The organism is Ralstonia flatus (genome assembly GCF_958439105.1).
In the GTDB taxonomy this organism is placed as follows: domain Bacteria; phylum Pseudomonadota; class Gammaproteobacteria; order Burkholderiales; family Burkholderiaceae; genus Ralstonia; species Ralstonia flatus.
In genome coordinates this window covers 14,228-39,945 of sequence record NZ_CAUDLI010000011.1, presented here as the reverse complement: position 1 = coordinate 39,945, position 25,718 = coordinate 14,228, and the positions used below count along the sequence as shown (strand labels likewise).

Below are 25,718 nucleotides of genomic sequence, written 5' to 3'. Positions count from 1 at the left end.
TCGAAAGCGAAGCCAAGCGGCGCTTGGCTTCTCAATCGAACAGCGCGTTACTACGCGCGTCGCCACGATCAACCCGCCGGAGCCGAAGATGACCCGCAAGCAGCAAATCCCCGCCACCCAGAATGACGCCTGGGGCTTTTGGGGCACGATGAACGAACACGCCAGCGCCGCATGGCCCTTGGCCTTGAACGCCATTTCGGACGCCACCGGCCAGCCCCTCGAATCGGTGCGGATCTTCCTCGACAGCCGACACGGCCGCCACTTTGCCGACGAGGTTCAGAACGGGCTGTACCGGGGCCAGACCTTGGCGGACGCGATCAACGCCGCCACCCGGCAGTGGATGGGCTGGACGATTGGGCGCCAGACCTGCAAGCAATACGGCATCCCGCGCGGTCTGCCCTACCTGACGGGCTTCGTGATTCACTGCGAGATCACCGACGAGTCCCTGGCCGCCTGATCGAACGCCATGCCATCCGCCTCGCGGGTGGCACGTTTCCCAGTCCAGTCCTGCCAGCGGCGCACGATCACATCGACGTACTTCGGGTCGAGTTCGATCAGCCGCGCCAGCCGTCCCGATTTCTCGGCGGCGATCAGCGTCGTGCCGGAGCCGCCGAAGGGATCGAGCACCACGTTGCCGGGGCGGCTCGAATTTCGGATCGCGCGCTCGACCAGTTCCACCGGCTTCATCGTCGGGTGCAGGTCGTTCTTCTGCGGCTTTTTGATCTGCCACACGTCGCCCTGGTCGCGGTCGCCACACCAGTGGCGTTCGCCGCCCTCGGGCCATCCGTACAGGATCGGCTCGTACTGGCGCTGGTAGTCGGCGCGACCGAGCGTGAAGGTGTTCTTCGCCCAGATGATGAAGGTCGACCAGTGGCCGCCCGCCGCGCGGAAGGCCGATTGCAGCGTGTCCAGTTCGCTGGATGACATCGCCACGTAGATCGCGCCACGACAGTGGGCGATGGTCGGCGTCAGCGCCGCCAGCAGAAAGTCGTAGAAGCCATCGCCCAGGTTGTCGTTCAGGATCGCGCGATCCTTGCCGCGCAGCTTGTCGCGGGCAGAGTTGGCGTAGTTCACGTTGTACGGCGGATCGGTGAACACCATGTCCACCGGCTCGCCGTCGAGCAAGGTGCGGTAGCTGGCGGCCACGGTGGCGTCGCCGCACAGCAGTCGATGGCCGCCGAGTAGCCAGACGTCGCCCGGGCGCGAGACCGGCGTCTCGCTGACCTCGGGCACCGCATCGTCATCGGTTTCGCCTTCGCCATCCGGTTCATCGCCCGCCAGCAATTCGGCCAGCGCATCGGCGTCGAAGCCGGTCAGATCGAAGTCGAAGCCTTCGTCCTGCAAGGCTTCCAGCTCAATGCGTAGCAGTTCGTCGTCCCACCCGGCGTTCTCGGCGATGCGGTTGTCCGCGATCACCAGCGCGCGGCGCTGCGTCGGCGTCAGATGGTCGAGCACGACCACCGGCACCATCTCGAGGCCGAGTTTCTGCGCGGCGGCGAGCCGTCCATGACCGGCGACGATCACGCCGTCGCTGCCCGCGAGGATAGGATTGGTGAAGCCGAACTCGGCGATGCTGGCGGCGATCTGCGCCACCTGCGCGTCGCTGTGCGTGCGCGCATTGCGGGCATAGGGCACGAGCTTGGCGGTCGGCCACTGCTCGATCTTGTCGGCGAGCCACGAGCTGGTCATGCCGCAAGCTCCTCGATGCGCTCGCCCTCGACCTCGTCGAAGGTCTGACCCGTGGCCAGCAGCGTGACGGCGACTTCGGGATGGTTCTGCCGGAAGCGCCGGATGGCGACATCGACGTACTGCGGCGCGATCTCGACCGAGCGGCAGACGCGCCCTGTGCGCTGCGCGGCCAGCATCGTGCTGCCGCTGCCGCCGAACGGCTCGAACACCAGATCGCCCGTGTCGCTGTAGGCCTCGATAACGAACTGCGGCAGTGCGACCGGGAACACGGCGGGATGGTCGATGCCTTCGCCGATCTTGCCCTTGTGGCGCATCACGCGGATCACCGAATCGGGGATGCGCATGTCCTGCGTCGGCTGGCCCGTGTGCGTCCAGCCGTTGACTTCGCCATCCTTGCCGCGCATCGCGGTGGATGAGCCATCGGCGCGCAGGTGCGTTTCCTGCCCGGCGAACTTGCAGGGCACGATCTTGTTGGGCTTGCGGCTGGCGCGATTGAAATGGAACACGAACTCGAAGCTGGGCGCGAAGCGGCCCTGCCAGTCGCCGGGCATTCCCGGCCCCTGATCCCAGACATACCAGCCGAAGCGCCGCCAACCCTTCGTCCGCATCCAACCGAGCCACGCTTCCCAATACGGGACGAACTCGTTGTCGCGGTGAATCAGGCCGAGGTTGATCAGCACCTGGCCGTCGCCCGCCATCGGCAACTGAGCGAACACGCCGCGCATCAACGCATCCCAATCGGCGATGCCGCCGGTGGTGTAGTCGCGCTGGTTGCCGTAGGGCGGCGAAGTGAAGCACAGCGCTGCTTGCTCGCCCGCCATCAGCGTAGCGACCACGTCGGCATCGGCGGCGTCGCCGCAGATCAGGCGATGCGCACCGATGGCCCAGACGTCGCCCACGCGGGACACCGGCGTGGCCGGAGCTTCCGGCACGTCGTCGGCGTCGTCCGCCGCGTCGTCCTGTTGTTCGCCCGCGTCCGAGACTTCGGCGCTTGCCAGCAGGTCTCGCAGCTCGGCGTCCTCGAAGCCGGTGAGCGCCAGCTCGTGTCCGGCCTCGGACAACTCGGCCAGCTCCAGCGCCAGCATTTCCTCGTCCCAGCCCGCATCCAGCGCCAGCCGGTTGTCGGCGATGACGTAGGCGCGCTTTTGCGCCGTGCTCAGGTGCGCCAGTTCGATCACCGGCACCTCGGCCAAGCCGAGCTTGTGCGCGGCGGCAAGACGCCCGTGGCCCGCAATGACGCCGTTGCTGCCATCGACCAGGATCGGGTTCGTCCAGCCGAACTCGACGATGCTGGCTGCGATCTTGGCGATCTGCGCCTCGGTGTGCGTGCGCGGATTGCGGGCGTAGGGGATCAGCGTCTCGACCTTGCGGTACTCGACGTTCAGAGGGTTCAAAGGTTTCGGTTCCAGAAAACAAGCGCAGCGCCGTTTCGGCGCAGCCAAAAGCGAAACCCGCCGACGGACGATGCCGTGGGCGGGTTGGAGTGTGAAGTGCGAACTGGACGGGGTGCGAACCTGCGAACCGTGCGAACCTCGGTTCGCACTCTGACGCTAGAAAAGCGCCGCGCTCGCGCCCCCCGCATTGCGATTCGGGAAGGAAGGACCCCTTTTGCCTCGGGCCGCTCGCCGCGCCGTCACCGCTGTCCAGAAGATAGCTGAAATACTACCCCCCGATCGGCGAATCTGTTGCAGGGTCAAAAACCGCTCACTGCCGCCGATGCCCGTACATTGCCGACCATGCGCGCCAAATCACGCCAAAACCCTACGCCGTGACGACGCCATTGAGCTGGTCGGCGACCGTCTGCAAGGCACGCTGCCAGCGCCGCCAGGCCGTCGTGCGGTCGCAGGCGAAGCGGATGGTGATGTCGCGCCAGCCGTAACGCTTGGCGCGCATCCACACGAGGTGGCGCTGCTCGACCTCCAACCACTGCACCCACTTCATCGTCTCCAGCATCCGCTCGATGGCGTCCGGGCTGGGCGGGAACGGTCGATAGACCGTCTCGTCGGCCGCGAAGGCTTCCCACTCCTTGCGCACGATGATCGGCCAGGTGTTGAAGTAGCCCCGCACACGCACGGGCGGCAGGCGTCGTCCGGTGCTGGCCGCCTCCTCGAAGCGCGCGGCCACGTCTTCGATTGTCCAAGCAGCGCGGCGGTCAGCCATGGCGTGCGCCTCCCTGTCCGTAGAGACGTTCGCCGATGCGCCGGACGAACTCGCGCTCGATGAAGTCCAAGCGTTCGTCGGCGGCGTTGACGACGAGGATATGCTGGTCGCGCCAGCCACGTTGCTTCATCGCCTCGAGGTCGGTGGTCTCGGGCTGGAGGCGGCCCAAGGGGCAGCGATAGGGGGGCGTCGGAATCTTCATCTCACGCCTCCTGTTCGAGATCGTGCTGTGCGATGGCCCAGTGCAGCAGCGCCAGCGCGTCGGCTTCGTTGTCGTCGCCGGGCGCGTGGCCGCGAGCGGTGACGGAGGCAATCACCTCGTCCTTGCCCGCGTTGCCCTTGCCGGTGGCGTGCTTCTTGATCGTGCCGACCGGTACGCCCTGGTAGGGAATCTGGTGGTGCTCGCACCACGCGGTGAGCGTGGCGAGGAAGCCGCCGTAGGCGTGCGCCGCGTCGGTCGAGACGTGGCGGCGTACCTCCTCGAAATGCAGCGCGTCGATGCCGCCGGTCACGCCCTTCAGTTCCGTGAGCCAACGCTTGAAGCGCAGGAAGCGCATGCCGCCGCCTTCGAAGCGTTGCGGGCGGAAGGTCTCGCTGCCGCTGGTGATGAGGCCGTCGCTGCCGCGCAGCGCCCAGCCCGTGATGGCGCCCAAGTCGAGGGCGAGGATGGTCGTGGTCATGGTTGCAGTCCTTGTTTCTGTTCGGACTGACGGATCGGACGGATCACATCGAAACTCCCCATGAGGTGCGCGCACGCGCACGCGCGCGTAGGAGTTACGACGTAGTCCGTCAAATCCGTCAGTCGGGTGTGTCGGCATGGCGGTCAGTTGCCGGCGTAAGTGGTGTAAGCGGCCGTGGGCGGATGCTTGAGGCCGACACCACGGAAGCCGCGCAGACCCGCCGTGTTGCGCCACTTCTCGACACCACGGGTGATGAGCAGATCGGAGAACCGCTTCTGCGAGCCGATGAACTCGCCAGCGGAATCGGCCCACTGCTTCCAGTCGTTGAACAGCTCGGCGGTCAGCGACTTGGCGTTGACCTCGCGCACGCAGCGTTCGTCGAGCCAGCGGCCCAGCGCGTCCTCGGCCTCGAAATACTCCTCGGTCGCTTCGAGCACCTGCTGCGGCGGATCGAGCCGACCCAGACGCTGCCACTCGAGACAGCCCTGAACCGCCCACGCCAGGATGCCGTCGCGCTCGGCCAAGAGCTTCTGCTGGAGATGCTTGTCGCGGCGCTCGGGCGGCACGGTGATCGTGAACGGGATCAGATGCAGCCGACGCTTCATCGCTTCGTCGATGTTGCGGATGGCGGGCTTGTGGTTGCCCGCCACGACCAGCTTGAACTGCGGGAAGAACTCGAAGAAGTCCTGCCGCATGAAGCGCGCGGAGATCTTGTCGCCGCCGGTGAGGTTCTTGACCTTCGATTCCGCCCAGCGCCGCCCTTGCTCGGTTTCGATGGCAGACACGAAGCGCGCGCCTCGCAGGCCCGCCATGTCGGTCGGATGCCGGTCGGTGCGCGTCTCCATGAAGGTGTCCATCGGCGCGTTGGTCGCGTAGTCGCCGAGGATCGTGGCCAGCGTGTTGACGAACACCGACTTGCCGTTCGCGCCCGTGCCGTACAGGAAGAACAGCGCGTGCTCCTGCGTCGATCCGGTGAGCGTGTAGCCCGCCATCCGTTGCAGGTAGGCTTGCAGCTCGGCATCGCCGCCGGTGATCTCCACCAGGAACTGCCTCCAGATCGGGCAGTCGCCACCCGGCGTGGCCGTGGTGATCTTGGTCATCCGGTCAGCGCGGTCGTGCGGACGCTGCCGGCCGGTCTTGAGGTCGACCACGCCGCCGGGCGTGTTGAGCAGCCACGGATCGGCGTCCCATTCGGCGGTGGTGGCCGCATGCCTGCGATCCGCACGCGCCAGCCGTTCGACGCCGCCCACCGTGCCCGAGCTCGCCAGCTTGGCGGCGATCTTCGGGTTGTCGGCGTGGACGGCGGCATGACGGCAGACGCTGCGGATCAGGTCGGTGGCCGCCAGCGTGTCCTCGGTGCGCCAGCGGTGCCCGTCCCACACCAGCCAGCGGCCCCACGCAGCGACGTAGCGCCAGTCGCGGTGGTAGCGCCGGGTGAAGGCCAGCGCCAGCGCATCCTCCGTGCCCCAAACCGATTCGTCGGTGCTGACGACCGGCTCGGCGTCGTCGGCGACGTCGTGCATCTGGAGACGCGGGCCGTGGGTGAGGAAGGCCGCGACGTCGAAGCCCTCCATCACGGCGTCCGCCGCGTCCCAGCCGTCCGCCGCTTCCTCGGGCGGGTACAGGATGTGGCAGGTCTTCGCGCCGGCCGACAGCATGGCCTGAGCCGCCTGCGTCGCGTACTCCCAGCCCGGTTTGTCACGGTCGGGCCAGATCAGCACGGCCTTTCCCGCCAGCGGCGACCAGTCGGTTTTCTCGACCGGCGCGTTCGCCCCGTGCATCGCCGTGGTGGCGACGATGCCTGCGTCGATCAGCGCCTGCGCGCATTTCTCGCCTTCGACCAACACCACCTGCGTGGCGCTGGTCATGCCCGGCTGGTTGTAGAGCGGGCGCGGATCGGGCGGGGCCATCTTGCGACGGCGCGCGTCCCACGGGCGGAACTCCTTTTTGCGGCCGGGCGGGTCGTAGCGATAGACGACCGCGATCAGCTTGCCGGAAGCGTCGAGGTAGTCCCACTTCGCGGTGGCCGGGCCGAGGTCGTCGACGGGTGCTTCCTTCTTTGATTTGCGCGCCGGTATCGCCGGAGCGCGTCCGAGCAATTCGGTCGCCGCGTCGAGCACGCGTGGGAAATCGGCGTGGGCATCGATGCCGAGGTGCGCGGCGATCAACGTGAAGATGTCGCCGCCGTCGCCCGTGGCGCGATCCGTCCACAAGCCCGCCTTGCCGCCGGTAAGCACGATCTCCAGGCTGTCGCCGGGGCTACCGAGGACGTCGCCGACGAGGAACTTGCCACCACGCTTCTTGCCTGCCGGGAACAGCGCGGCCAGCACCGGCTCCAGACGCGCGCGCAGTTCGGCGCGGATGGCTTCGCGTTCGGCATCGAGGTCACGAGGAACAGGGGTCTGCGTGTCGTTGAAATCAAGCATCCGCAGCCTCCTCGCCGGAGGACTGCTGCGCGACGATCCACGCTTCAAGTTCATTGGGCTTGAAGCGGACGAGCTTGCCGACGCGGTAGTGCGGGATGCGGCGTTCCTTGCGTTCTTTGGCTTGGGAGAGCCAGTACGACGGCAGGTTGAACATCAGCGCGGCCTGGCGCACGTCGATCAGTTGCTCGCCAAGCACTTGATTCAAGGGCGTATGGTTCATGTCGGCGTCCTCCAGCAGCGGTCTTGCCACGCGCACATGCGGCACTCGAAATGGGTGGGATCGTTGAAGCTTCGCGGAAGCAGCTCACCGGCCTCGGTCGCAGAAATGACCTTGACCGCGCGGTCGGTCATGCGCTGCGCGAGCGCGGCGTCGAAGGGCACCAGCTCGACGTAGATCTCCATCGAGTCGGCGTTGATCGCGGTGAAGAGCGCCGGGTGCTCGTGCAGTTGCAGGTGCGCCTGATAGAGCGCGACCTGCGCCGCGTACACCGGCTTGGCCACCGCGAGGCCTTTCGCCTCCAGCTCGCGCCACGACTTCGCGCTCAAGGCTTTGTTCTCCCACAGCGCGGGATAGCGGAAGCCTTCCGGCCCGCCGACGATCACGCCATCGACGTGACCGCGCAGCCGACCCTGCGCGTCGGAGAAGCCGAACTGCCCGCCGTCGGGCTTGCGCGTGCGCAGGTCGAAGCCCGCGTCGCGCAGCCACGCCACCATGCAGTCCTCCATGACGTGGCCGCGCTCGAAGATGCGCAGCATCCGTCCGCAGGTCGCGCGCCCGTGATCGACCGGAGCCTTGGCGTACTCGAACTGCAAGGCGCGCTCGCAGGCCGCGCCCAGGCGCGACGCACCGAGGTAGTCGCGCGCGGGCTGTTGCGCGCGGACGCGTTGCATGCCGAGATCGACCAGCGCCGTGATCTGGCCCGAAATGCTCGATGAGGAGTTGTAGTCGATCATGGCTTCTTCCCCTTCGGTTCATCCCAAGGCAGGTCGTCCTCCAGATCGGCGAACGGGTTCGCCAGCGGATCGGGGGTCGCAGCCATGCCGCGCACGGGCGGGTACTTGGTTGCCTCGTGGTGCTCGACCATCGCTTCCGTGTAGCAGGTGACGATGGCGTCGATGACGCGCATGGCTTCGGCTTCGGCGTAGTCGCCCAAGGGCTTGCCGAAGCCGATCTCGCCCGCAGCCTCGCCGAAGGCCTTCAGGCACTTTCGCATCGCGGCCAGTTCGATATCAGACGGATCGATCATGGCGACCTCCGTCTTGTCGATGCGGCCTTCCTTCGCGCGCATCCAGTTGCCGTAGAGCATGTGAAAGGCGTTCTGACAGCGGCGCGAGCAGAACACCCAGTCGATGGGGTAGCGGCGCGGATCGGCGGTCTTGAATCGGCCATCGGTGTGGCCGTAGCCGCGCGCCTGTCGTTTGCAGACCCAGCATTGCATCGGCCTCCCTCACTGCGCCCAGGCGGGCTTGCCGGTCACCGGCGCACGCTGCGGCGCGGCGGGTGCGGCATACGGTGCCGATGCGCTCACCGTGGCCGGGGCGCCCGAGGTGCCGCCGCCGGTCTTGGTCTTGGGCGGCACGCCCATGAGCTTGGCGTATTCGGGGTGGTCGGGTTCGACCGCGAGCTTGATGACGTTGCGGTCTTGGCCCTTGGCGTCCTTCTCGATGTCCACGCGGGCGAGGAATTCGAGGCCATCCAGTTCGTGGAAGCCCTGGATGCGGCGCGCGGCGGCGGCCTGCGGGCTGTTGTCCTGCGGATGGACGTTGCGCGCGCTGTTGAGCGCGGCGCGGATGAAGCTGCGTCCCATCTGGCCCCAGGTCGGGCCTTTCTTGGAATGCAGGCCGATGTTCGACCACATCTTGCGTTTGGCGTGCTCCCCGGCGGTGACGACGAACTCGGCGGCGAGGTAGATCGCGCCGGTCTCGAAGGATTCGGTGGCGTAGCCGCCCGTCCAGCCCTGCGCCGGATCGTCGTAGCCACCGGGCTTGAGGGTCATGCGCACCGGGGCGATGGTGCCCTTGGGGATCAGGTCGAAGCCGGATTGCTGGGCATCGGCGTCGTTGAAGTCGTTCCAGTTGCTGGTCATGGCGATTACTCCTGAGATTCGATAGGTGCGGGGGTGGTGGTGTTGGCGGGCATGTGTGCTGGCGACAGGCCTGCGCACTTGGCGATCAGCGCGTTCAAGTTCGGCGGTTCGAGCAGGTCGAGGCGACCGCTGCGGTCTTTGGCCGGGTAGCCGTAGGGGTTGACGGTGTGGGTGACGAAGGCGCGGTAGGCGCTGCCGTCCTCGGCGCGAACTTCAGCCAGCGTCACGACCTCGTCGACGATGCCGGGCAGTTCGAGACTGGTCTTGCTGCCCTCGATCTGCGGAACGAACACCTTGCGGTTGTAGTCGTCGAGTCGTTCGTCGAGGATGGCGACGAACACCACGTTCTTGCCGCGCGCGTGTTGCAGGTGGGTCAAGGCGCTGACCAACTCCTGACCGAGCAGGCCGTAAGCGCCGCGCATGTCGGGCTTGCCGGTTCGGTCGCTGACCGCCCCCGGTTGCGTCTTGCACCACGCGAAGCACTGGCGCGAGAGCTGCGTGATGGAGTCGAGGAATAAGGTGTGGTAGCGGTCGAGCTGCGCCGGATCGCCGAACTTCTCGACGACGTGGTCGTAGTGCGCCTGCGAGAACGCGGCCTCCGGCGGCAGCGACCTGTCGGGCCCGGCGAGGAACACGAAGAAGTCGCGCGACTCCGGCCACGAGGCCGGACGGATGGTGTCGCCGGGCCAGTCGGCCACGGCCAGGTCGCCCGCCTCGATGTCGAGGAACAGCGTGGTGGCCGGGTCGAGATCTTTGAGCCGGGTGGTCTTGCCGATGCCGGACTTGCCGAGCATCAGCAGCTTGACGCCCTTGCGCTCGGCCATGCGCTGCTGCGCGGAGATGATCGGGAGGGACATCACGCCACCTCCTTCAACTCTTCGGCGACGGCGGGGTTCCAGAGGATCTGGTAGCCGCTGTGGCCATTGCGCGAGTACGGCATGGCCTCGGCCCAGGCTTCACCGGCTTCGGTCAGTTCCCACTCGTCGCGGTCGTTGCGGAACTGGAAGCCGTGCGATGCCAGCAACTGGTTCGTGGCCTTGGCCGAGCGGTTCATCAGCTTGCCGAGCTGGGTGGCATTGAGCGAACAGATCGGCTCGTTGGCGGCAGCGCTTTTGGCTGGAAGGGCGCGGCGCAGCACCTCTGTGGTGAGGCCAGTGTTCTCCTGAATGCAGGTCAGCGTCGCCGCCATCGCAATGCCGGTCTTGACGCCCGGCACCTTGGCGACCGCCTCTCCGATCAGCAGGATCGCGCTCACGCGGTCGTGGGTCGGCGCGGGCAAGGAAGCCAGCGCGCCGGGGGCGGAGTACGCGCCGGTCTTGCGGATCGCGGGCAGCACCTCGCCGGTCACCCAGCGTTTGAAGCGTTTCGCGGCGTCCTTGGTGCTGCCGAGGATCAGGGCGTAGAGGCCCGATTCGTTGACGTGGTTGGCGCGCTGCGTGCGGCCGAGGTTGTCGATGACCTCCAATTTCTGGAGGTCATCGGCATCGACGTGCGACTTGATCGCCTGAGACGGGTTGCCCATCTCCAATGCGTCGCAGACGTCGCTGGCGTTGAACCACGGCAGGCCAGCATCATCGACCTGCACGCGCACGGCGTGCGCTTCGAACTGGAAGGGAATGATCGCGCTCATGATCACTCCTCCCACGCGAAGTCGGCGATGCGGTCGGCCCCACGCGCGGCGCGTTTGCGCACCTCCGTGTGGAGTTCCTCCAGCGCGGTGCGGCGGCGGCCGAGCGCCAGGGCTTCGGCGTTGGCGGTCTGGATGGCGAAGGCCAGTTCGTCCACCGTGGCCGCGTCGAGCGCGACGACCACGTCATGGCCGTCGACATCGCGATAGCGGATGTCGTCGGGAAGGTGTTCGCCGTACATGGACGGCAGCTGCTTGCGCAGCGAAGCGATGAAGCTGGTGCTCATGATCAGTGCTCCGAATCGAGAGAAAGGGTGAAGGACGGCTTGCCGGAATCCACGGTGCGAGCGGCGGCGAACTGCTGCTGGAGCGCCGGAGGCCAGTTCGTGAAGCGGGATTCGGAGACGGACAACTTGATGTCGAGGTAGCCCTCGACCTTCTCGCCCGAGGCCACGATGCGCTCGGCGATTTCTGCCAGTTGCTTCTGATCCCAACTGACCTTCTTGGGCAGCTCAAACTTGATGCGCAGCTGGCCGTCGTCGAGGTGCACGGTGCCGAAGTCGCGGCCCGAATCGCGCAGTGCCGTGCGGGCCTGCTCGCCGTAGGCGGCATCGAGCGCCGCGTCGAACTTGGTGCGGGCCTTCTTGAGCCAGTCGAGGGCCTCGTCGAGGTTCTTGTCGATCTCGGCCTTCTGCGCGGCGGGCAGCGCCGCCAACTGGCTGACGGACATCGCGGCGATGTCGGCGGGAAAGAGGGTGATGTCGTTCATAGCATCGCTCCTCAGACCGCCGCGCGCTCGGACGTCGAGTCGTGCAGCGCCTGGCGCTCGAACTCGATGACCGCGTCCACGGGGTAGCCGACGCGTTTGGACAGCTTCAGGTAGCGCGGGCCGCGACCTTCGCTGCGCCAGCGCTGCAGGGTCTTGGGGCTGACGCCCCACCGCTGGGCCAGTTCGTTTTCGTTGAGCACCCGGCGGTCGCCGGGTGAGAGGCTGTTGATCGCCTGCTGTGGCGACCGGGGAATGGTGCCGACTGGTGTCTGCATGGAACGCTCCTGTTGCGTTGTTGAGGAACAGGTGTCATTCCAGACGTCGGGCGGCGAACCTTTAAGGGACGCAATGGCGAACCACGCGGAAACTTCGGGTTCGCCAATCCCTGCCCACAGGGCGCAAAAAGGGCGAGCCGGTGGCTCGCCTCATCGAAGGGAATCAGACTAGATGCGGGCGGCGGCCTACGCGTCGTGGAGCGCGTCGATGAGCGGGCAGCGCACACGGCCGCGTGTCGCCGAGCACCGCGAGACCAAGTCCGTGAGCGCGGCTTCGATGCGTTTGAGGTCGGCGATTCGGACGCGGACGTCGTCGAGTTTCTTGCGCCCCTGCTCGCGTGCTTGTTGGCACTGTGTGCCGTCCTCGAGCTCGAGCAGATCGGCCACTTCGTCGAGACTGAAGCCCAGTCGCTGCGCCGACTTGATGAAGCGGATACGGCCCAGCTCATCGGCGCCGTAGCGGCGGATGCTGCCCAGGGGGCGATCCGGTTCGGGCATCAACCCCTTGCGCTGGTAGAAGCGGATGGTTTCGACATTGACGCCGGCCGCGCGCGCCAGGGCGCCGATCGTCATCGGCTCGCGATCAGAAATATCGTTCATGGTCTTGACTACGTACTTAAGTACGGAAGTAAGCTTACGCCATGAAACCAGATTCCCCAACCGCGCATGCCGATACAGGTAGCGGTCGAATGGCGCTGGCGACCGGGTTCGTCTCCGCGATCCTGGCCTCGACCTGTTGCCTCGGGCCGCTGGTGCTGATGACCCTCGGCTTCTCGGGTGCTTGGATCGGCAACCTGACGGCCCTCGAACCCTACCGCCCGATCTTCATCGGCGCGGCCCTCGTCGCGTTGTTTCTCGGCGGACGGCGCATCTGGGCGAAGGTCCCGGCGTGCGAACCCGGACAGGCCTGCGCGGTGCCGTCGGTACGGCGCGGCTACAAGCTGCTATTCGGGATCGTGGTCGCCCTGGTGATCGTGGCGCTGGGCTTTCCGCTGGTCGCGCCCTGGTTCTATTGAAGAACGGAGGTTGTCATGAAAAGTCTGCTGGCATGGGCCTGCCTCGCGCTCGCACTGAGCGGGCCGGCGATGGCGGCCCCCAAGACCGTCACGCTTTCAGTGCCGGGCATGAACTGCGCCGCCTGTCCCATCACGGTCAAGAAAGCCCTCGGCAAAGTGCCGGGCGTGGCGAAGACGGACGTGAACCTCGACAAGCGCGAGGCGACGGTGACCTTCGACGACGCGAGGACCAACGTCGAGGCGCTGATGCGGGCCGCCCAGGACGCGGGCTACCCTTCGACCGTGACCGGGAGCGCGAAGTGAACGCCCTCGTGCTGGAATCGACCCTGCGCTGTCCGGCGTGCGGGCACGCGAAGACCGAGCTCATGCCCACCGACGCCTGCCAGTGGTTCTATGAGTGCGAGGCCTGCCACACCGTGCTCAAGCCCAAGCACGGCGATTGCTGCGTCTATTGCTCCTATGGCACCGTGCCTTGCCCGCCCGTTCAAGAACGGGGCAAGGCGGGCTGTTGCACTGGCTGACGTCAGTTTTCGGGTGGCGAGAACCCCAGCGCCTTGCGCTGCTCGGCCCAGTCGCGCGGCAGCAGGTCTTGGCGCCCGCGCAGCGTGTGCAGGTTCAGATGCCGCGGCTGGCGGCCCTCGAAGATCGCCTCGACGATGTCCGGGGCCAGCAGGGTCATGCGCAGCACCTCGGCCGCCCAGCCTGGCTCCAGTTTCAGCGCGCGCGCCAGATCGGCGGTCGTCGGATAGACGCCTTCGTCGATCAGCCGCTTCCAGTAGAACGCCTTGCCGAGCGTCTTGATCATCGGCACGTCGAAGCCGCCCACCGCCGTGGCGGCATCGGGCGCGGGCGGGATCAGCAGTTTGCGGTTCTGGCGGCGCTTGATCGTCAGCGGCACCAGCGTGACGCGCTGGCCGTCGCTGACGTAGCTGCGGGCATCGGTTCCGACCTCGACGCGGATGGCGCGCTTGCGCGGGTCCGTCGTGGTGCTCATGCCAGTGTTTCCTCGGCCTGTTCGCTGGATTCCTCGACCAGCGGATGCGCGCCGATGTCGGCACCGAATCCGATCCAGCCGTCCTCGCGCCAGACGATGTCCAGCCCGTGCCCGTGCAGTTGCACCCGCTCGATCAGCAGCCGCGTGATGCGCTGCTGCTCGGCGGGGAACAACTGCGCCCACACGTCGCCGATGCGCTGCATCGCCACCACCACCTGCGCTTCGTCGAGCGAGCTCCCTGCGGGATGGCGCTGGCAGGCGCGCCAGACCGCGATCAGCATCTGCGGAGCCGACAGGGCCGCTTGGATTTGCGCCAGCACCGCGTTCTCGATTTCGGCGGCGGGCAGATGACCCACGTCCGGCGCACCCGGCGACAGGCTCGCACCCGCATTGCGCCGCTTGTGCAGGTAGGGAACGTAGTAGCGGTACTGCCGTCCGTTCTTCTTCTTGACGAAGGAGTGCAGCATGCGCTGCCCGTCGGGCGCGAACAGCAGGCCCGCCAGCAGCGCCGGATGCTTGGCGGCGTGCTCGCGCGGCGCTTGCTTGCGCCGTTCGATGAAGGCGTGCGCCGCGTCCCACAAAGCCGGCGACACGATCGCTTCGTGCTGGGCGGGATACCAGGTGCCGTGGTTGCGGATTTCCCCCAGGTAGATGCGGTTGCGCAGCATCGAGAAGAGGTACTGCTGGTCGATGGTGCGCCCCGAGCGTTCGCGCCCGGCCTGCGTCACCCAGGCCTTGGTGGTATGGCCTTCGATGTCCAGTTCGCGCACCAGCCGCGCCGCCGAGCCATGCTCGGCGTAGCGCCGGAAGATGTCGCGCACCAGAGCCGCCTCGCGTTCGTTGACGACGAGCTTGCGCTCGACCACGTCGTAGCCCAAGGGCGGGACGCCACCCATCCACATGCCCTTGGCCTTGCTGGCGGCGATCTTGTCGCGGATGCGCTCGCCGGTCACTTCGCGCTCGAACTGCGCGAAGGACAGCAGGATGTTGAGCGTCAGCCGCCCCATCGAGGTCGTGGTGTTGAATTGCTGGGTGACCGAAACGAAGGACACGCCGTTGCGCTCGAACACCTCGACCAGCTTGGCGAAGTCCGGCAGGCTGCGGGTGAGGCGGTCGATCTTGTAGACGACGACGGTGTCGATCTTCCCGGCCTCGATGTCGGCCATCAGGCGGCGCAGCGCGGGACGATCCATGTTGCCGCCGGAGTAGCCGCCGTCGTCGTAGCCGTCGCCGACGGCGATCCAGCCTTCGTGCCGCTGGCTGGCGATGAAGGCGAGGCCTGCGTCGCGCTGCGCTTCGAGACTGTTGTATTCCTGATCCAGCCCTTCGTCGGTGGATTTGCGGGTGTAGACGGCGCAACGCTTCTTCGGCGTGACCGTCGGCAGTGGGTTGGCGCGCGGCGAACTCATGCCGTCACCTTTTTCGCTGCGGGCGATTTGAGGCCGAAGAACACCGGGCCGGACCAGTGGCTGCCGGTGATGTGGCCCGCAATCGCGGACAGGCTCTTGAAGCGTCGCCCCTGATATTCGAAGTCGTCCGAGCCGCGCACCAGCACGCGATGCTCGACGTCGTCGTAGATGCGCGTGAGGATGGTTCCAGGCAGCAAGCGCTGGGTGTCGCCGCGCAGTTGCTTGGGCAGGATGCCGGTTTCGCCAACTTCCTCGAGCTTCTTGCGCAGCGAGGGCTTCAGGCCGCCGAATGCGCGCTCCTGAATCCGGTAGGCCAGTCGGCTCTCGAGCCACCCGCGATGATGGTGGCCGGGCCGCTCGTCGAAATGCTCGTCCCACAGTTTCCAGAGATCGTCCATCGAGAGATGGGGAAGCCCGGCGACCTGGGCGGCGACCGAGGTGGTGGTGGATGGTGCGTGTGCTGTCATGGGCGAACTCCGTGGGGGTGATCGGGGTTCGCATTCACGCGCTGTTGGCCGGCGAAGCCAAGGCGAACGCACTTGCTGTTTTCGGTGGTGTCGCGTGACGGACGCGCGCGCAGGCGCAACAGCGCCCCGGCCAGCAGGTCGGCGATTTCCTGATGCGCGTGCCGGGGACGGTCAGACGGCGGGGAAATGGAGATGGGTTCGAGTTCTGTCATGGCAGGCGTTCCGATGGAAAACGCTGCTCATGCTAGAAACCGAGGGCACTTCGCGTAACGTGTTTTGGCGGAAATGAGGGATGAATGCAGAGCAGGATGCTGCGGCTGTCATCCCATCAGTCAGATCGAAGGACTCTACCTACCAGCTTAATTCCGGAAGTGATCCGGCTCAGTGCCAGCTAAGTCTGGGGCCGCATCTTCTCCATCGTGCAAATCCCTGCACTCTTCTGGAGAAGAATCATGTACCGCTATACCAAACTTTCCCTTCTGGCCATCGCCATTGCTACGACTGGCGCTGTTGCCTACGCCGCCAAGGGTGGCATGGAAAACGACGCCCTGGCGATCACCAAGGCCAAGATTCCGCTCACCCAGGCTGTCACCGTTGCCGAGCAGCACGCCAATGGCAAGGCATCGCGCGCCGAGTATGAAAACTCGAAGCAAGGCTGGGTCTATGACGTGGAAGTCGTCAGCGGGGCCAAAGTCTTCGATGTCCGGGTCGATGCCGACAAGGGCACCGTCATCTCGTCTGCCGAGGACAAGGCGGATCACGATGACGACCACGACAAGCAAGACTGACCGCCTGCCAGTGTGGCCGGATTGCGCATGACGTCGTGATCCGGTCCGGAGACTTCATGGAACATCTCAACAAAACATTCTTTCTGTGGCTCAACGCGCCTGAACACCCGAATGCTCTGGTGGTGACGCTGGCCACCTTCTTTGCGGAATGGCTCATCTGGGCCGTCCCGATTCTGATCGGCATCGGCTGGCTGCGCGGCAACGAAAACACTCGCAAAGTGCTGCTGGTCGCTACCGCATCCGGCCTGCTTGGGTTGCTGACCAACCAAATCATCGGCATGGCTTGGTCGCATCCCCGGCCTTTCATGGTAGGGCTGGGTCATACCCTCATTCCCCATGTTGCCGACTCGTCATTCCCCAGCGATCACCTGACGCTATGGTGGTCGGTTGCCATCAGCTTTGTGCTACAGCGAGGACTGCGAAGTGTGGGCGTCGCTTTGGCGCTGTTTGGCCTCCCCATCGCCTGGTCACGCATCTACCTGGGGGTTCACTTTCCACTGGACATGCTTGGTGCCATTGCGGTCGCAGCGTTCAGCGCCGTGCTGACGTTGCACGAAGCACGCTGGTATTTGGGGCCGATCTACCGACTGGCGACCCGTATCCATTCCTTGTTGTTCGGCAGGCTGATCGCGCTGGGATGGGTGCGCGAGTGAGCCTATGGATGGGCTAAGTTTGCCTGGTCAGACTGGCGGCAATCCCTTTCACCTCGGCAGGAGAACACCATGAACAATTTGCCCACGGTCAGAGCAAGCGACTGGCTCAACAAAGTCCCTGAAGTCACGCTGTCGTTCTGGATCATCAAGATCATGTCCACGACGGTGGGCGAGACAGGGGCCGACTTCCTGGCGGTCAACGCGGGATTTGGCCAAGGCTTGACGCGCACCGTCATGGGTGCGTTGCTGGCTGTAGCCCTGTTCACGCAACTGCGCACCCGCCGCTACACCCCTTGGATTTACTGGCTAACGGTCGTGTTGGTCAGCGTGGTTGGTACCCAGATCACCGACCTGTTGACCGATGGCTTGGGCGTCAGCTTGTACATCAGCACATCGGCGTTCGCCGTGGCGCTCGCCGCGATCTTCTTTGTCTGGTATCGGGTCGAACGCACCTTGTCCATCCACGACATCGTGACGCGCAGCCGGGAGCTGTTCTATTGGTCAGCCATCCTCTGCACGTTTGCGCTGGGCACCGCTGCCGGTGATCTGGCGACCGAAGCGCTGGGCTTGGGCTTTACCTGGGGGGCTGTCGCCTTCGGCGCGCTGATCGGCATTACCTATGCCGCCTGGCGCACGGGTGGCAACGCCGTGCTGACCTTCTGGATCGGCTACATCCTGACCCGTCCCTTCGGCGCTGCGCTCGGCGACTTGCTGACGCAAGCCAAGACTTACGGTGGCCTCGGCATGGGGGCCATGTGGACCAGCGCCCTGTTCCTCTCAGTCATCGTCATGCTGGTGGCCGTTGCGCAGATAGGCATGAACGCAGGCCGCTCCGCCCAAGCCGCCGAGTAACCCTCTTCCCAATTCCCAATTCCCAAGGAGAAATCATGCCCGATCAGCACTCTATCGCCCGCCTTGTCACCGCCGTGTCGGCGGTGGCGCTCGTGGCCCTGGCCACTGGCTGCTCCAAGCCTGCCGACCAAGGCAGCGCGGGCACCGCCCCTGTACCGTTTGCCAACGCCAGCTCGGCAGCGCAGGGCAAGGCTGTCTCCAAACTGGGCGACCTGACTGCATTTCGCACCATCGCCGCAGACGTAGCCGCCATTGTGGACAAAGGCGATTTGCCCGCCGCCAAGACCCGCATCAAGGATTTGGAGGTGGCCTGGGATTCGGCCGAGGCCGGACTGAAACCGCGCGCTGCCGACGACTGGCATGTGCTCGATAAGGCCATCGACAAATCGTTGTCTGCGTTGCGTGCCGATACGCCAAGCCAAGCTGACTGCAAGGCTGCGATGGGTGCTCTGCTGAAAACCTTCGACGCGCTCGAAGGCAAAGCCTGATTCGTGAGAGTGCTCCATGAAAACATCCACTGAACACGCCCTGGCCAAGGTACCCGAAGTCACGCTGGGCTTTTGGCTCATCAAGATTGCAGCCACCACGCTTGGCGAGACCGGCGGCGATGCCGTCTCGATGTCCATGAATTTGGGCTACTTGGTCGGCACCGGCATCTTCGCGGTGATCTTCCTGGCTGCCGTCGTCGCACAGGTCAAAGCCAAGGGCTTCCACCCCTTCCTGTACTGGATCACCATCATCGCCACCACCACGGTCGGCACGACGTTGGCCGACTTTGCGGATCGTTCGCTCGGAATCGGGTACGCTGGCGGCTCGAGCTTGCTGCTGGCCTTGTTGCTCGGCTCGCTCTTCGTCTGGCATCGCACCCTCGGCTCCGTATCGGTGAGCTCCGTCAGCTCACCCAAGGCGGAAGCCTTCTACTGGCTGACGATCATGTTCTCCCAGACGCTGGGCACGGCGCTGGGTGACTGGACGGCGGATACGGCGGGCCTCGGCTACACGGGCGCGGCGGTCGTGTTCAGCGGGTTGCTTGCTTTGATCGTGGCGGCCTACTACTGGACCAGCGTGTCCCGCACGCTGCTTTTCTGGGCGGCGTTCATCCTGACCCGTCCGCTGGGTGCCGTGGTCGGTGACTTTCTGGACAAGCCGTTGAGCGCAGGGGGGCTGGCGCTAAGCCGCTATTCGGCGTCGGCCGCGTTGCTGGCCTTCATGCTGACCGCGATCCTGCTATTCAAACAGCGGGCAGCCCGGACGGCGCATTGAACAAGGATTGAAAGGAGGGGGAATGCGGGTATTGCTGGTCGAAGACGATCCCATGATCGGTGAAGCCATTCAGGGCGCGTTGAAGGATGCGTCCTACGCGACTGACTGGGTAAAAGACGGACCAACCGCCCTCACGACACTGGGTTGCCAGCACTATGACTTGGTTCTGCTCGACCTGGGTCTGCCAGGCAAGGATGGGCTAGAGGTGCTGACCAACATCCGCGCCAAGAACAACCCGATTCCCCTGCTCATCATCACGGCGCGTGATGGCCTGGATGATCGTCTGCGCGGCTTGGACGGCGGGGCCGACGACTACGTGTCCAAGCCCTTTCAGATGGCGGAGCTGTTGGCCCGGATGCGTGCCGTTCTGCGGCGCAAGGGCGGCACCGCAGCGCCCGTTCTCAGCAATGGCGTGGTGTCGCTTGATCCAGCCACGAAAGAGGCCAGCGTCAATGGTGGTTCCTCGGTGCAACTATCCAACCGGGAATTCTCGCTGCTGCAAGCCTTGCTGGTTCGGCCCGGAGCCATCCTCTCGCGCAGTGAACTGGAGGATCGCATCTACGGCTGGGGGGAAGAGGTCGAAAGCAACGCCGTCGAGTTTCTGATCCATGCACTGCGGCGCAAGTTGGGCAGCGAGGTCATCAAGAACGTCAGGGGGGTGGGATGGATGGTTTCAAAAGGCGCTTGAACGAATCGGTTCAGCTCAAGCTGTCCTTCACCCTGTCGCTGGCCATCCTCGTGGTGGCCATCGTGGCAGGTGGGTTCTCGTTCCTGTCCGCCTTCGACGAAGCCCATGAGCTACAGGACGATGTGCTGCGCCAGGTGGCGCAACTCATGGATCGGCAGCGCTTGTCACCGGCCCCGCCGACGACCGATGTGCACCCCAAAGATGTCGATGAAGAATCGCGCGTGATCGTTCAGCGCTTGGACGAGGCCAATCCATCTGAGGCCAGCGTGGATGCAGGCGGCACGCTTTCTCTGCCGACGACACTGGCTGATGGGCTGCATACGCTGGAGGTCGGCGGCGAGACATTCCGTGTACTGGTCAAGACCACGGCCGCCGGTGAACGCATCGCCGTGGCGCAGGAAGCGGGCTTCCGCAATGAAATCGCCCGCGATGGAGCGCTGCGCTCAGTGATGCCCTTCCTGATCCTCGTGCCAGTGCTGCTGCTGATCGTCGCCGACCTGGTGCGCAAGATGTTCCGGCCCATTGCGGCACTTTCCAAGGAAATCGACCAGCGGGCAGAGCAGGAACTGCACCCCGTCGAAGACCGCCACCTTCCGGTCGAGGTGCGCCCATTCGCCGTGGCGATCAACCGGTTGCTCGCCCGCGTCGGCCAGTCGATGGACTCTCAGCGACGCTTTGTTGCGGATGCCGCGCACGAGCTGCGCTCGCCGTTGACCGCCCTTTCGCTGCAAGCCGAACGACTGGCGGAGGCGGAAATGTCCGGCCTGGCGCGCGAACGATTGACGGTCTTGCGCCAAGGAATCGAGCGCGGCCGAAGCCTGTTGGATCAACTTCTGACCTTGGCCAAGGCGCAGTCGACCACTGATACGCCGGCGTCGCCGGTATCCGTTCAAGGCATCTACCGCCGTGTGCTGGAAGACCTCATGCCGTTGGCCGAGGCCAAGCACATCGACATCGGGGTCGAAGGCACGCAAGACGCCGAAGTGTGGGCGAGCGAGATAGACATGATCGCCGTGGTCAAGAATCTGGTCGATAACGCCATCCGCTACACGCCGGAGGGCGGGAGGGTCGATCTTTCCGTGGGTGTATCGGAAGGGAAAGCCGAGCTGCGTGTTCAGGACAGCGGGCCTGGCATCCCGCTGGCCGAACGGGACCGGGTTTTTGATCCCTTCTACCGCACGCTGGGCAGCGAGCAGATCGGTTCGGGCCTGGGGCTATCCATTGTCCAAGCAATTGCCCATCGCATTGGTGCAGAAATCCGCCTCGACTTCGTGGACGAAACTCAGAAGACCGGCTTAAGTGTTGCCGTTATCGTTCCCAGGAGGTAACGACTTGAGAAACATGGAGAGGGGCGAAATGGTTACTTCAACTAGCTGGTTCTATTGGGCGATGCTATCGGCTGTGTTTGCCGCGCTGACGGCTATTTTCGCCAAGGTCGCTGGGCGGTCAGGACGAATTGGCGAAGCTGGTGGAGACGGTTTTGAACCAGGTTTTGCAGGCGCAGGTGAACGAAGAGATCCGGCGGCGCGAGCGCGTGATTCGCATCTTCCCGAACGACGCCTCGGCCTTGCGTCTGATCGGCGCGTTGCTCGCCGAACAGAACGAGGTCTGGCAAGAACGGCGCTACTTCGACATGAGCCAGTTCCACGAATGGAAAGCCGAGCAGGACAAAAAACCGTCAGCCGCGCGGCGGCTCTCTCACGCTGCCTGAAGAGCGATTCATAGAAAAAAACGACAGCCGAAGCGAAGAGAATTTACAGCAGATTTTGGACTTGACTCCGCTACCGTACCGGCAATTGCCCATTCGAGACGAACTGGTCATAACTGTCGAAGCTCTCGCTGTCCCGCCACGACCGATCCCATGAGCGCGGCTCTGCGCTTTCGAGCAGCAGCAAGGTAAGGACGCGATCACGGGCACCGTAGCTGTGCTTGAACTCGCGCAGCTTCATGTGTGGCGCCTCCTCCGGGCACCAGATCGCGGCGGACATCTCCGTGCCATCCCATTCCTGATCGACGCTGGCGTCGGCGGCCAGCGTGCCCGGCAGCGGTTCCTGCGGATCGGCGTTGCGCCGGATGCGCGCCCGCGTCTTGACGGCGCTGCTGCTGCGCCATTCGTACTTCACGTAGCCGTTGTCCCAATAGACGAGGATCGCGCGCTGCGTGGTGAACTTGATGAAGCGGATGCACAGCGCCTCGAACGAAACCTGAAACCGCTTGGCGATGGCGCTGAGGACGTGCAGGTCGATGCGCTGGCTCGAAATCCAGTCGCGCAGCAGATCGCCGGGCATCAGCAGGTTGCTGGCGAAATCGTCGGCCTGCCGTTCAATGTCGCGCAGCGTGGCGATGCCAGTATGGACGCTTTGCTTGTCGCAGTTGAAGCGTTGCTGTTGGCCGCGATGCAGGATGAAGTGGCCCAGTTCGTGGGCGATGGTGAAGCGCTGGCGCTCGGGTCTGGTCTTGCCGTTGTAGGCGATGCCCCAGACTTCCTGGTCATCGGGATTGCGCGCCAGCATCCCTTCGAAGGCATCGTCGTCGAATGGCACTGGCGGCCTGATCTCCCGCACGCCCGTGCCATAGGGCGTGCCCGGCAGCATCTGCCGCACGACATCGAGGTCGATGGCCTCGGGCATGCCCTCGTCGCGGTACCACGCTCGCAGCCATTTGATGACATGGCTGGCGGCGATGGAACCGGTGAGGGCCTGCGGGGAACTCATCCCTTCGACTCCGGCAGGTCCTTGTCGGGGAAAATGATCTTGAGCGCTTTACGGACCCGGTCTTTTTCGTCTTCCGTCATGCCGGCATAGGTGCGGAAGAAGACCACGTCTTCGGGACTGGCGTCGGGAACAGAGGGCATGGGCTCGCCCATGATGTCCTCCATGGTCACGCCCAGCACCTTGGCCAGCGCCTGCACGCGCTCGGCCGTCGGGCGCTGTCCCTCCTTCATCTCCAATTCCCAGATGTAGGCCTTGGTGCAGCCGACCGCGTCGGCGACCTGTTGCAGGGTCAACTTCTTCGCCTCGCGCAAGCGCCGCAGGCGTGCTCCAAACGCCGAAGCCATGGCGATGCTCCTGTCGCAGCTAAACAGCCGGTGAATGAATCAAGACTATCAGTATAGCAGCGAGATACGCAAAATGTCTAGCTGTGCCCCTTTGATTGACAAGCGGAAATCCGCGGTTCAGAATCGCCCATGTATCTCGTGGCTTTACTTACACGAGATTCGCGTTCAGCAACCCTGTCGCCGGCTCGCGTGCCCGCCCATCGGTCCGCAGACCTCCGACGCCTCTTCGGAAAGGACCGAGAAGATGAAGAAAACCTTTGTCGACGTGATGCTCGAGCTGCCGGTGGACGCCACGCTGCGCGACTTCCTGACCTCACATGGCCTGCCGGTACCCGACGGGTTCGCGTGGGACGACACGCCGGAGACCAGCCAGTTTCTGGTGGAGGCGGTCAAGGTCTGGCCCGACACCGCCGCCCGCGACCAGATGATCGCCAACCTCATGGCCGCCGTCCAACTGGGCGACGCGGCGGGCAAGCAGGCGATGTTCGAGGCCGTGGTGGCGGACGGCGCAGCGCTGGCAGGCCTGACGCTGTGCCGCAGCGACGTCCACCGCTCGTTCTGGCTGTACGTCAACCACCCGGCGCTGTTCGAGCGCGCCTACGACTTCAGCTTCTGGGAGCACCACGGGCCGCAGACCCAGCAATACGATCTGGGCGTCAAGCGCCAGCCGAACGGTTCGGACACCAACCTGGCCGCGCTGCGCCACGCCATCTCGGCGTTCTACAAGCGCGAGATGCAGTGTGGCGACAGCAGCGTGGCGCACTTGGTCGAGCGCAGCCCCGGCGTGTTCCTGCTCACCGTCCACGTCAAGGACATGGCCATGCTGCGGCTGGAGTTCGAGGGTTCGACCCTGAAGCGTCGCGTCGGCAATCCCAACATCCACATGGTGCTGGAGTACGCCAAGTCCACCGGCGTGGTGCGCACGCTGGTGCGCGGCGGCCAGAAATACCAGCAGATGCTGGTCGAGGCCTTCGCCGAGCACGTGCTGGGCGTCAAGGCGAGCGCGCACCGGATCAAGTCGCCGACCCTGGATTTGTCGATGCTGCGCACCGGCTTCGACGTGCCGGAGGCGTTCGAGGACGGTTTCTCGATGGTACAACTGAAGGCGCTCACGCTCCTCAGCCCGGACGCTGCGCTGAAGATCGAATGCACTGCGATGCAGTCCAGCCAGCAACGCTCGGTGCATGATCTGTTGAAGGAGAAGCTGCCCGGCCCGCTGGAGGGCCAGTGGGTGGTGACGGCGGCGCAGGTCAATCTCTACTATCCCCCCGAGCCGGGCCGCACGCGTGCCAAGGTGGTCACCATCGAGGTGACCAGCAAGGGGCGGCTGAACCTGCACAAGTTCGATGCCAAGATGCAGGCGCAGCTGGAAGGCTATCTGGTCTCGGTGGGCATCTTGCAGAAGGGCCAGACCCTGAGCGCGCAGGAGCTTCCGCCGGAAGCGAACGCGATCAGTTCCTCCTCGGCGTTCGAGGACTGATCGATGGCGGCGCACGATGCATGGGCCTTGGTCTGCCGTCTCTTCGCGGGCGGCACGCCCGTGCTCCGCGCCATGCTGTCGCCGCGCGAGGTGGCAGCCCTGTCAGTCCTCGGCAAGGCGGTCAGGCCGACGGTTGTGGATCAGTCCTTCGTGCTGTGCCCGCACTGCCAGCAGCACCGAGCTCAGGTCTGGGGCGATGGTCGTGGTGGGCGGATGTGCCGCTGCCCGGACTGCGGGCCAGTGGCCGTCGAAGCAGCAGACGGCGCGGCGTTGGCCTTGGACGAAGACTGGCTGCACCAGAAGATGCGTCTCGCGCTCGGCATCGAAAGCCGCGACGGCATCGATGATCTGGGCGGCGAGGTGTGGCGGCTCGGCGATGCTCGACGGTCGCCCGTGCTGCTGGCCCGCGACCTGGCGCGGGTGTTGCACGAACCCGCGCTGCTGGATCGCGTGCGCGTGGCGGGCGGCCACATCCGCGTGATCACGCCGAGGCCGAGCACGACTCGCGGCTCGCCTTTCGGTGCGGGCGTCGAGTGGTTGGTGCTGGAGGAACGCTTCATGTTCTACGGCGGCGGGATCACGTTCATCCCCTCGACGCCAGCCGCGACACCAGCAGTCGCCAATCCGGCCGCGCCGGTGAATGGGCCATTCTCGGCGGACTTCAAATGGGCGACGCTGCCTGATATCAGCAGCACACCGATCCGGTTCACAGACGGTCAGGCCAAGGTGTTCGAGGCGTTGTGGTCGTTCAAGGGCGAGGCCACGACAGCGGATCGGATCATGCAGCGCGCGGGCCTGGACAGCGCCAAGCCGAGCGACCTGTTCAAGATCAAGGCGAAGGACAAGGGCAAGCCGGAACCTGCGGCGCAGCACGCGGCCTACGTTGCCCTCGTGGTCACGCAGCAACGCGCAGGGTTGTACTCGATGCCCTGCGCGGCGGGTGCGTTGGCGTGATGGATTGCTGCTCCAAGTTCGCTGGACAACCGATGGCGGCGGCACGCGCGTAAATCACGGCCAGACTCGACCGCATGCGTGTGCCACGGCGAAGAAGTTGGCGCAGGTTTCGAGAGAAGATAGGGCGGAACAGGGGCAAACTGGGCGCGGTGTCGCCCTTGGCCAGACGACTGGCGGCACACGCAGAACGGCCCGGAAGCCCGCGTGGTGTGCGGAATCCGCAAATGAAAACGCCCAACCGAGAACGGTTGGGCGCTGAATAGTGGTGGACCGAAGGAGGATCGAACTCCCGACCTCCGCATTGCGAACGCGGCGCTCTCCCAGCTGAGCTATCGGCCCGTGGAAAATGAGTCTACCCGAACTCCCCGGGCCCTTTCAATCGG

The 25,718-nt window shown here is 65.2% G+C and carries 36 protein-coding genes and 1 tRNA gene; 14 read left to right on the top strand and 23 right to left on the bottom strand.

Translation table 11 applies throughout. The annotated features are described in order from the left end of the window. Nucleotides 1–88 precede the first annotated feature (88 nt). Nucleotides 89–457 carry a hypothetical protein gene (locus tag R2676_RS21610; RefSeq protein ID WP_316887495.1) on the top strand — a complete coding sequence of 123 codons (369 nt, stop codon included), beginning with the start codon at nucleotides 89–91 and terminating at the stop codon, nucleotides 455–457. On the opposite strand, the gene R2676_RS21605 is transcribed toward R2676_RS21610, so the two are convergent. The 16 genes from R2676_RS21605 to merR form a co-directional block, all read right to left on the bottom strand. Beyond that, nucleotides 421–1,689 (bottom strand): site-specific DNA-methyltransferase, encoded by a 1,269-nt coding sequence (locus R2676_RS21605; protein WP_316887494.1) that lies wholly within the window; start codon nucleotides 1,687–1,689, stop codon nucleotides 421–423. The genes R2676_RS21610 and R2676_RS21605 overlap by 37 nt on opposite strands. Then, a complete protein-coding gene (locus R2676_RS21600; RefSeq protein WP_316887493.1) occupies nucleotides 1,686–3,083 on the bottom strand; it encodes a site-specific DNA-methyltransferase in 1,398 nt (465 codons plus the stop codon). Before R2676_RS21600 ends, R2676_RS21605 begins: the two co-directional genes overlap by 4 nt. Nucleotides 3,084–3,450: 367 nt before the next feature. After that, complete coding sequence (locus R2676_RS21595) at nucleotides 3,451–3,849, bottom strand: DUF6362 family protein (RefSeq protein ID WP_316887492.1); 399 nt, start codon at nucleotides 3,847–3,849, stop codon at nucleotides 3,451–3,453. Next, on the bottom strand, nucleotides 3,842–4,051 hold the full coding sequence (locus R2676_RS21590) for a hypothetical protein (protein ID WP_115075783.1): 210 nt from the start codon (nucleotides 4,049–4,051) through the stop codon (nucleotides 3,842–3,844). Before R2676_RS21590 ends, R2676_RS21595 begins: the two co-directional genes overlap by 8 nt. A 1-nt stretch (nucleotide 4,052) precedes the next feature. Beyond that, complete coding sequence (locus tag R2676_RS21585; RefSeq protein ID WP_316887490.1) at nucleotides 4,053–4,529, bottom strand: crossover junction endodeoxyribonuclease RuvC; 477 nt, start codon at nucleotides 4,527–4,529, stop codon at nucleotides 4,053–4,055. Between the two features lie 143 nt (nucleotides 4,530–4,672). Continuing rightward, the gene (locus R2676_RS21580) at nucleotides 4,673–6,955 is read right to left on the bottom strand and encodes a phage/plasmid primase, P4 family (protein ID WP_316887488.1); all 2,283 of its coding nucleotides are present in this window, start codon (nucleotides 6,953–6,955) and stop codon (nucleotides 4,673–4,675) included. Beyond that, nucleotides 6,948–7,175, bottom strand: a complete 228-nt coding sequence (locus tag R2676_RS21575; RefSeq protein ID WP_316887486.1) for a helix-turn-helix domain-containing protein — start codon at nucleotides 7,173–7,175, stop codon at nucleotides 6,948–6,950. The genes R2676_RS21580 and R2676_RS21575 overlap by 8 nt, the downstream gene beginning before the upstream one ends. Next, the gene (locus tag R2676_RS21570) at nucleotides 7,172–7,909 is read right to left on the bottom strand and encodes a PD-(D/E)XK nuclease family protein (protein WP_316887484.1); all 738 of its coding nucleotides are present in this window, start codon (nucleotides 7,907–7,909) and stop codon (nucleotides 7,172–7,174) included. The genes R2676_RS21575 and R2676_RS21570 overlap by 4 nt, the downstream gene beginning before the upstream one ends. Then, nucleotides 7,906–8,394, bottom strand: a complete 489-nt coding sequence (locus R2676_RS21565; protein WP_316887483.1) for a DUF6511 domain-containing protein — start codon at nucleotides 8,392–8,394, stop codon at nucleotides 7,906–7,908. Before R2676_RS21565 ends, R2676_RS21570 begins: the two co-directional genes overlap by 4 nt. Nucleotides 8,395–8,403: 9 nt before the next feature. Continuing rightward, nucleotides 8,404–9,042: a hypothetical protein gene (locus R2676_RS21560; protein ID WP_316887482.1), complete on the bottom strand. Its 639-nt coding sequence runs from the start codon at nucleotides 9,040–9,042 to the stop codon at nucleotides 8,404–8,406. 5 nt (nucleotides 9,043–9,047) lie between these two features. Then, nucleotides 9,048–9,899: an ATP-binding protein gene (locus R2676_RS21555; protein WP_316887481.1), complete on the bottom strand. Its 852-nt coding sequence runs from the start codon at nucleotides 9,897–9,899 to the stop codon at nucleotides 9,048–9,050. Continuing rightward, the gene (locus R2676_RS21550) at nucleotides 9,899–10,672 is read right to left on the bottom strand and encodes a BRO-N domain-containing protein (RefSeq protein ID WP_316887480.1); all 774 of its coding nucleotides are present in this window, start codon (nucleotides 10,670–10,672) and stop codon (nucleotides 9,899–9,901) included. The genes R2676_RS21555 and R2676_RS21550 overlap by 1 nt, the downstream gene beginning before the upstream one ends. Before the next feature lie 2 nt (nucleotides 10,673–10,674). Then, nucleotides 10,675–10,956 (bottom strand): hypothetical protein, encoded by a 282-nt coding sequence (locus R2676_RS21545; protein ID WP_316887479.1) that lies wholly within the window; start codon nucleotides 10,954–10,956, stop codon nucleotides 10,675–10,677. A 2-nt stretch (nucleotides 10,957–10,958) separates the two neighbouring features. Continuing rightward, on the bottom strand, nucleotides 10,959–11,438 hold the full coding sequence (locus tag R2676_RS21540; RefSeq protein WP_316887478.1) for a hypothetical protein: 480 nt from the start codon (nucleotides 11,436–11,438) through the stop codon (nucleotides 10,959–10,961). Between the two features lie 11 nt (nucleotides 11,439–11,449). Next, nucleotides 11,450–11,713: a helix-turn-helix transcriptional regulator gene (locus R2676_RS21535; RefSeq protein WP_316887477.1), complete on the bottom strand. Its 264-nt coding sequence runs from the start codon at nucleotides 11,711–11,713 to the stop codon at nucleotides 11,450–11,452. Nucleotides 11,714–11,899: 186 nt separating this feature from the next. After that, a complete protein-coding gene (gene merR / locus R2676_RS21530; protein ID WP_316887476.1) occupies nucleotides 11,900–12,313 on the bottom strand; it encodes an Hg(II)-responsive transcriptional regulator in 414 nt (137 codons plus the stop codon). Between the two features lie 41 nt (nucleotides 12,314–12,354). Between merR and merT the strand changes: the two genes are divergently transcribed. Genes merT through R2676_RS21515 form a run of 3 tightly spaced genes read left to right on the top strand, consistent with a single transcriptional unit; the run spans nucleotide 12,355 to nucleotide 13,250 of the window. After that, nucleotides 12,355–12,729 carry a mercuric ion transporter MerT gene (gene merT / locus R2676_RS21525; protein ID WP_316887474.1) on the top strand — a complete coding sequence of 125 codons (375 nt, stop codon included), beginning with the start codon at nucleotides 12,355–12,357 and terminating at the stop codon, nucleotides 12,727–12,729. A 15-nt stretch (nucleotides 12,730–12,744) separates the two neighbouring features. Then, nucleotides 12,745–13,032, top strand: coding sequence for a mercury resistance system periplasmic binding protein MerP (merP, locus tag R2676_RS21520; RefSeq protein ID WP_316887472.1), 288 nt, complete (start codon nucleotides 12,745–12,747; stop codon nucleotides 13,030–13,032). After that, nucleotides 13,029–13,250 carry a GDCCVxC domain-containing (seleno)protein gene (locus R2676_RS21515; RefSeq protein ID WP_316887471.1) on the top strand — a complete coding sequence of 74 codons (222 nt, stop codon included), beginning with the start codon at nucleotides 13,029–13,031 and terminating at the stop codon, nucleotides 13,248–13,250. Before merP ends, R2676_RS21515 begins: the two co-directional genes overlap by 4 nt. Before the next feature lie 2 nt (nucleotides 13,251–13,252). On the opposite strand, the gene R2676_RS21510 is transcribed toward R2676_RS21515, so the two are convergent. The 4 genes from R2676_RS21510 to R2676_RS21495 are packed head-to-tail and all read right to left on the bottom strand — an operon-like array spanning nucleotide 13,253 to nucleotide 15,811. Beyond that, on the bottom strand, nucleotides 13,253–13,723 hold the full coding sequence (locus tag R2676_RS21510) for a hypothetical protein (protein WP_316887470.1): 471 nt from the start codon (nucleotides 13,721–13,723) through the stop codon (nucleotides 13,253–13,255). After that, nucleotides 13,720–15,132 carry a recombinase family protein gene (locus R2676_RS21505; RefSeq protein ID WP_316887469.1) on the bottom strand — a complete coding sequence of 471 codons (1,413 nt, stop codon included), beginning with the start codon at nucleotides 15,130–15,132 and terminating at the stop codon, nucleotides 13,720–13,722. Before R2676_RS21505 ends, R2676_RS21510 begins: the two co-directional genes overlap by 4 nt. After that, a complete protein-coding gene (locus tag R2676_RS21500) occupies nucleotides 15,129–15,599 on the bottom strand; it encodes a DUF2924 domain-containing protein (RefSeq protein ID WP_316887467.1) in 471 nt (156 codons plus the stop codon). Before R2676_RS21500 ends, R2676_RS21505 begins: the two co-directional genes overlap by 4 nt. Next, a complete protein-coding gene (locus R2676_RS21495; protein WP_316887464.1) occupies nucleotides 15,596–15,811 on the bottom strand; it encodes a hypothetical protein in 216 nt (71 codons plus the stop codon). Before R2676_RS21495 ends, R2676_RS21500 begins: the two co-directional genes overlap by 4 nt. 240 nt (nucleotides 15,812–16,051) lie before the next feature. On the opposite strand from R2676_RS21495, the gene R2676_RS21490 reads away from it, so the two are divergent. The 8 genes from R2676_RS21490 (at nucleotide 16,052) to R2676_RS21455 (ending at nucleotide 21,554) form a co-directional block, all read left to right on the top strand. Then, on the top strand, nucleotides 16,052–16,387 hold the full coding sequence (locus R2676_RS21490; RefSeq protein ID WP_074921913.1) for a PepSY domain-containing protein: 336 nt from the start codon (nucleotides 16,052–16,054) through the stop codon (nucleotides 16,385–16,387). Between the two features lie 56 nt (nucleotides 16,388–16,443). Then, nucleotides 16,444–17,040, top strand: a complete 597-nt coding sequence (locus R2676_RS21485) for an undecaprenyl-diphosphatase (RefSeq protein WP_316887462.1) — start codon at nucleotides 16,444–16,446, stop codon at nucleotides 17,038–17,040. A gap of 69 nt (nucleotides 17,041–17,109) precedes the next feature. Beyond that, nucleotides 17,110–17,892, top strand: a complete 783-nt coding sequence (locus R2676_RS21480) for a COG4705 family protein (RefSeq protein WP_316887461.1) — start codon at nucleotides 17,110–17,112, stop codon at nucleotides 17,890–17,892. 35 nt (nucleotides 17,893–17,927) lie between these two features. After that, on the top strand, nucleotides 17,928–18,380 hold the full coding sequence (locus R2676_RS21475; RefSeq protein ID WP_316887459.1) for a hypothetical protein: 453 nt from the start codon (nucleotides 17,928–17,930) through the stop codon (nucleotides 18,378–18,380). Between the two features lie 16 nt (nucleotides 18,381–18,396). After that, the gene (locus R2676_RS21470; protein WP_316887457.1) at nucleotides 18,397–19,155 is read left to right on the top strand and encodes a COG4705 family protein; all 759 of its coding nucleotides are present in this window, start codon (nucleotides 18,397–18,399) and stop codon (nucleotides 19,153–19,155) included. A gap of 22 nt (nucleotides 19,156–19,177) precedes the next feature. After that, on the top strand, nucleotides 19,178–19,843 hold the full coding sequence (locus tag R2676_RS21465; protein WP_316887456.1) for a response regulator transcription factor: 666 nt from the start codon (nucleotides 19,178–19,180) through the stop codon (nucleotides 19,841–19,843). Then, nucleotides 19,819–21,171, top strand: coding sequence for a sensor histidine kinase (locus tag R2676_RS21460; RefSeq protein WP_316887455.1), 1,353 nt, complete (start codon nucleotides 19,819–19,821; stop codon nucleotides 21,169–21,171). The genes R2676_RS21465 and R2676_RS21460 overlap by 25 nt, the downstream gene beginning before the upstream one ends. Before the next feature lie 128 nt (nucleotides 21,172–21,299). Next, nucleotides 21,300–21,554 (top strand): transposase, encoded by a 255-nt coding sequence (locus R2676_RS21455; protein WP_458646524.1) that lies wholly within the window; start codon nucleotides 21,300–21,302, stop codon nucleotides 21,552–21,554. 70 nt (nucleotides 21,555–21,624) lie between these two features. On the opposite strand, the gene R2676_RS21450 is transcribed toward R2676_RS21455, so the two are convergent. Both R2676_RS21450 and R2676_RS21445 read right to left on the bottom strand, forming a co-directional pair. After that, on the bottom strand, nucleotides 21,625–22,557 hold the full coding sequence (locus R2676_RS21450) for an ImmA/IrrE family metallo-endopeptidase (RefSeq protein WP_316887453.1): 933 nt from the start codon (nucleotides 22,555–22,557) through the stop codon (nucleotides 21,625–21,627). Next, nucleotides 22,554–22,901 (bottom strand): helix-turn-helix domain-containing protein, encoded by a 348-nt coding sequence (locus R2676_RS21445; protein WP_105793832.1) that lies wholly within the window; start codon nucleotides 22,899–22,901, stop codon nucleotides 22,554–22,556. The genes R2676_RS21450 and R2676_RS21445 overlap by 4 nt, the downstream gene beginning before the upstream one ends. A 244-nt stretch (nucleotides 22,902–23,145) precedes the next feature. Between R2676_RS21445 and R2676_RS21440 the strand changes: the two genes are divergently transcribed. Next, the gene (locus R2676_RS21440) at nucleotides 23,146–24,381 is read left to right on the top strand and encodes a hypothetical protein (RefSeq protein WP_316887450.1); all 1,236 of its coding nucleotides are present in this window, start codon (nucleotides 23,146–23,148) and stop codon (nucleotides 24,379–24,381) included. A 3-nt stretch (nucleotides 24,382–24,384) separates the two neighbouring features. After that, nucleotides 24,385–25,335, top strand: coding sequence for a hypothetical protein (locus tag R2676_RS21435; protein WP_316887448.1), 951 nt, complete (start codon nucleotides 24,385–24,387; stop codon nucleotides 25,333–25,335). A 263-nt stretch (nucleotides 25,336–25,598) separates the two neighbouring features. On the opposite strand, the gene R2676_RS21430 is transcribed toward R2676_RS21435, so the two are convergent. After that, a tRNA-Ala gene (locus R2676_RS21430) sits at nucleotides 25,599–25,674 on the bottom strand. Nucleotides 25,675–25,718: the final 44 nt, after the last annotated feature.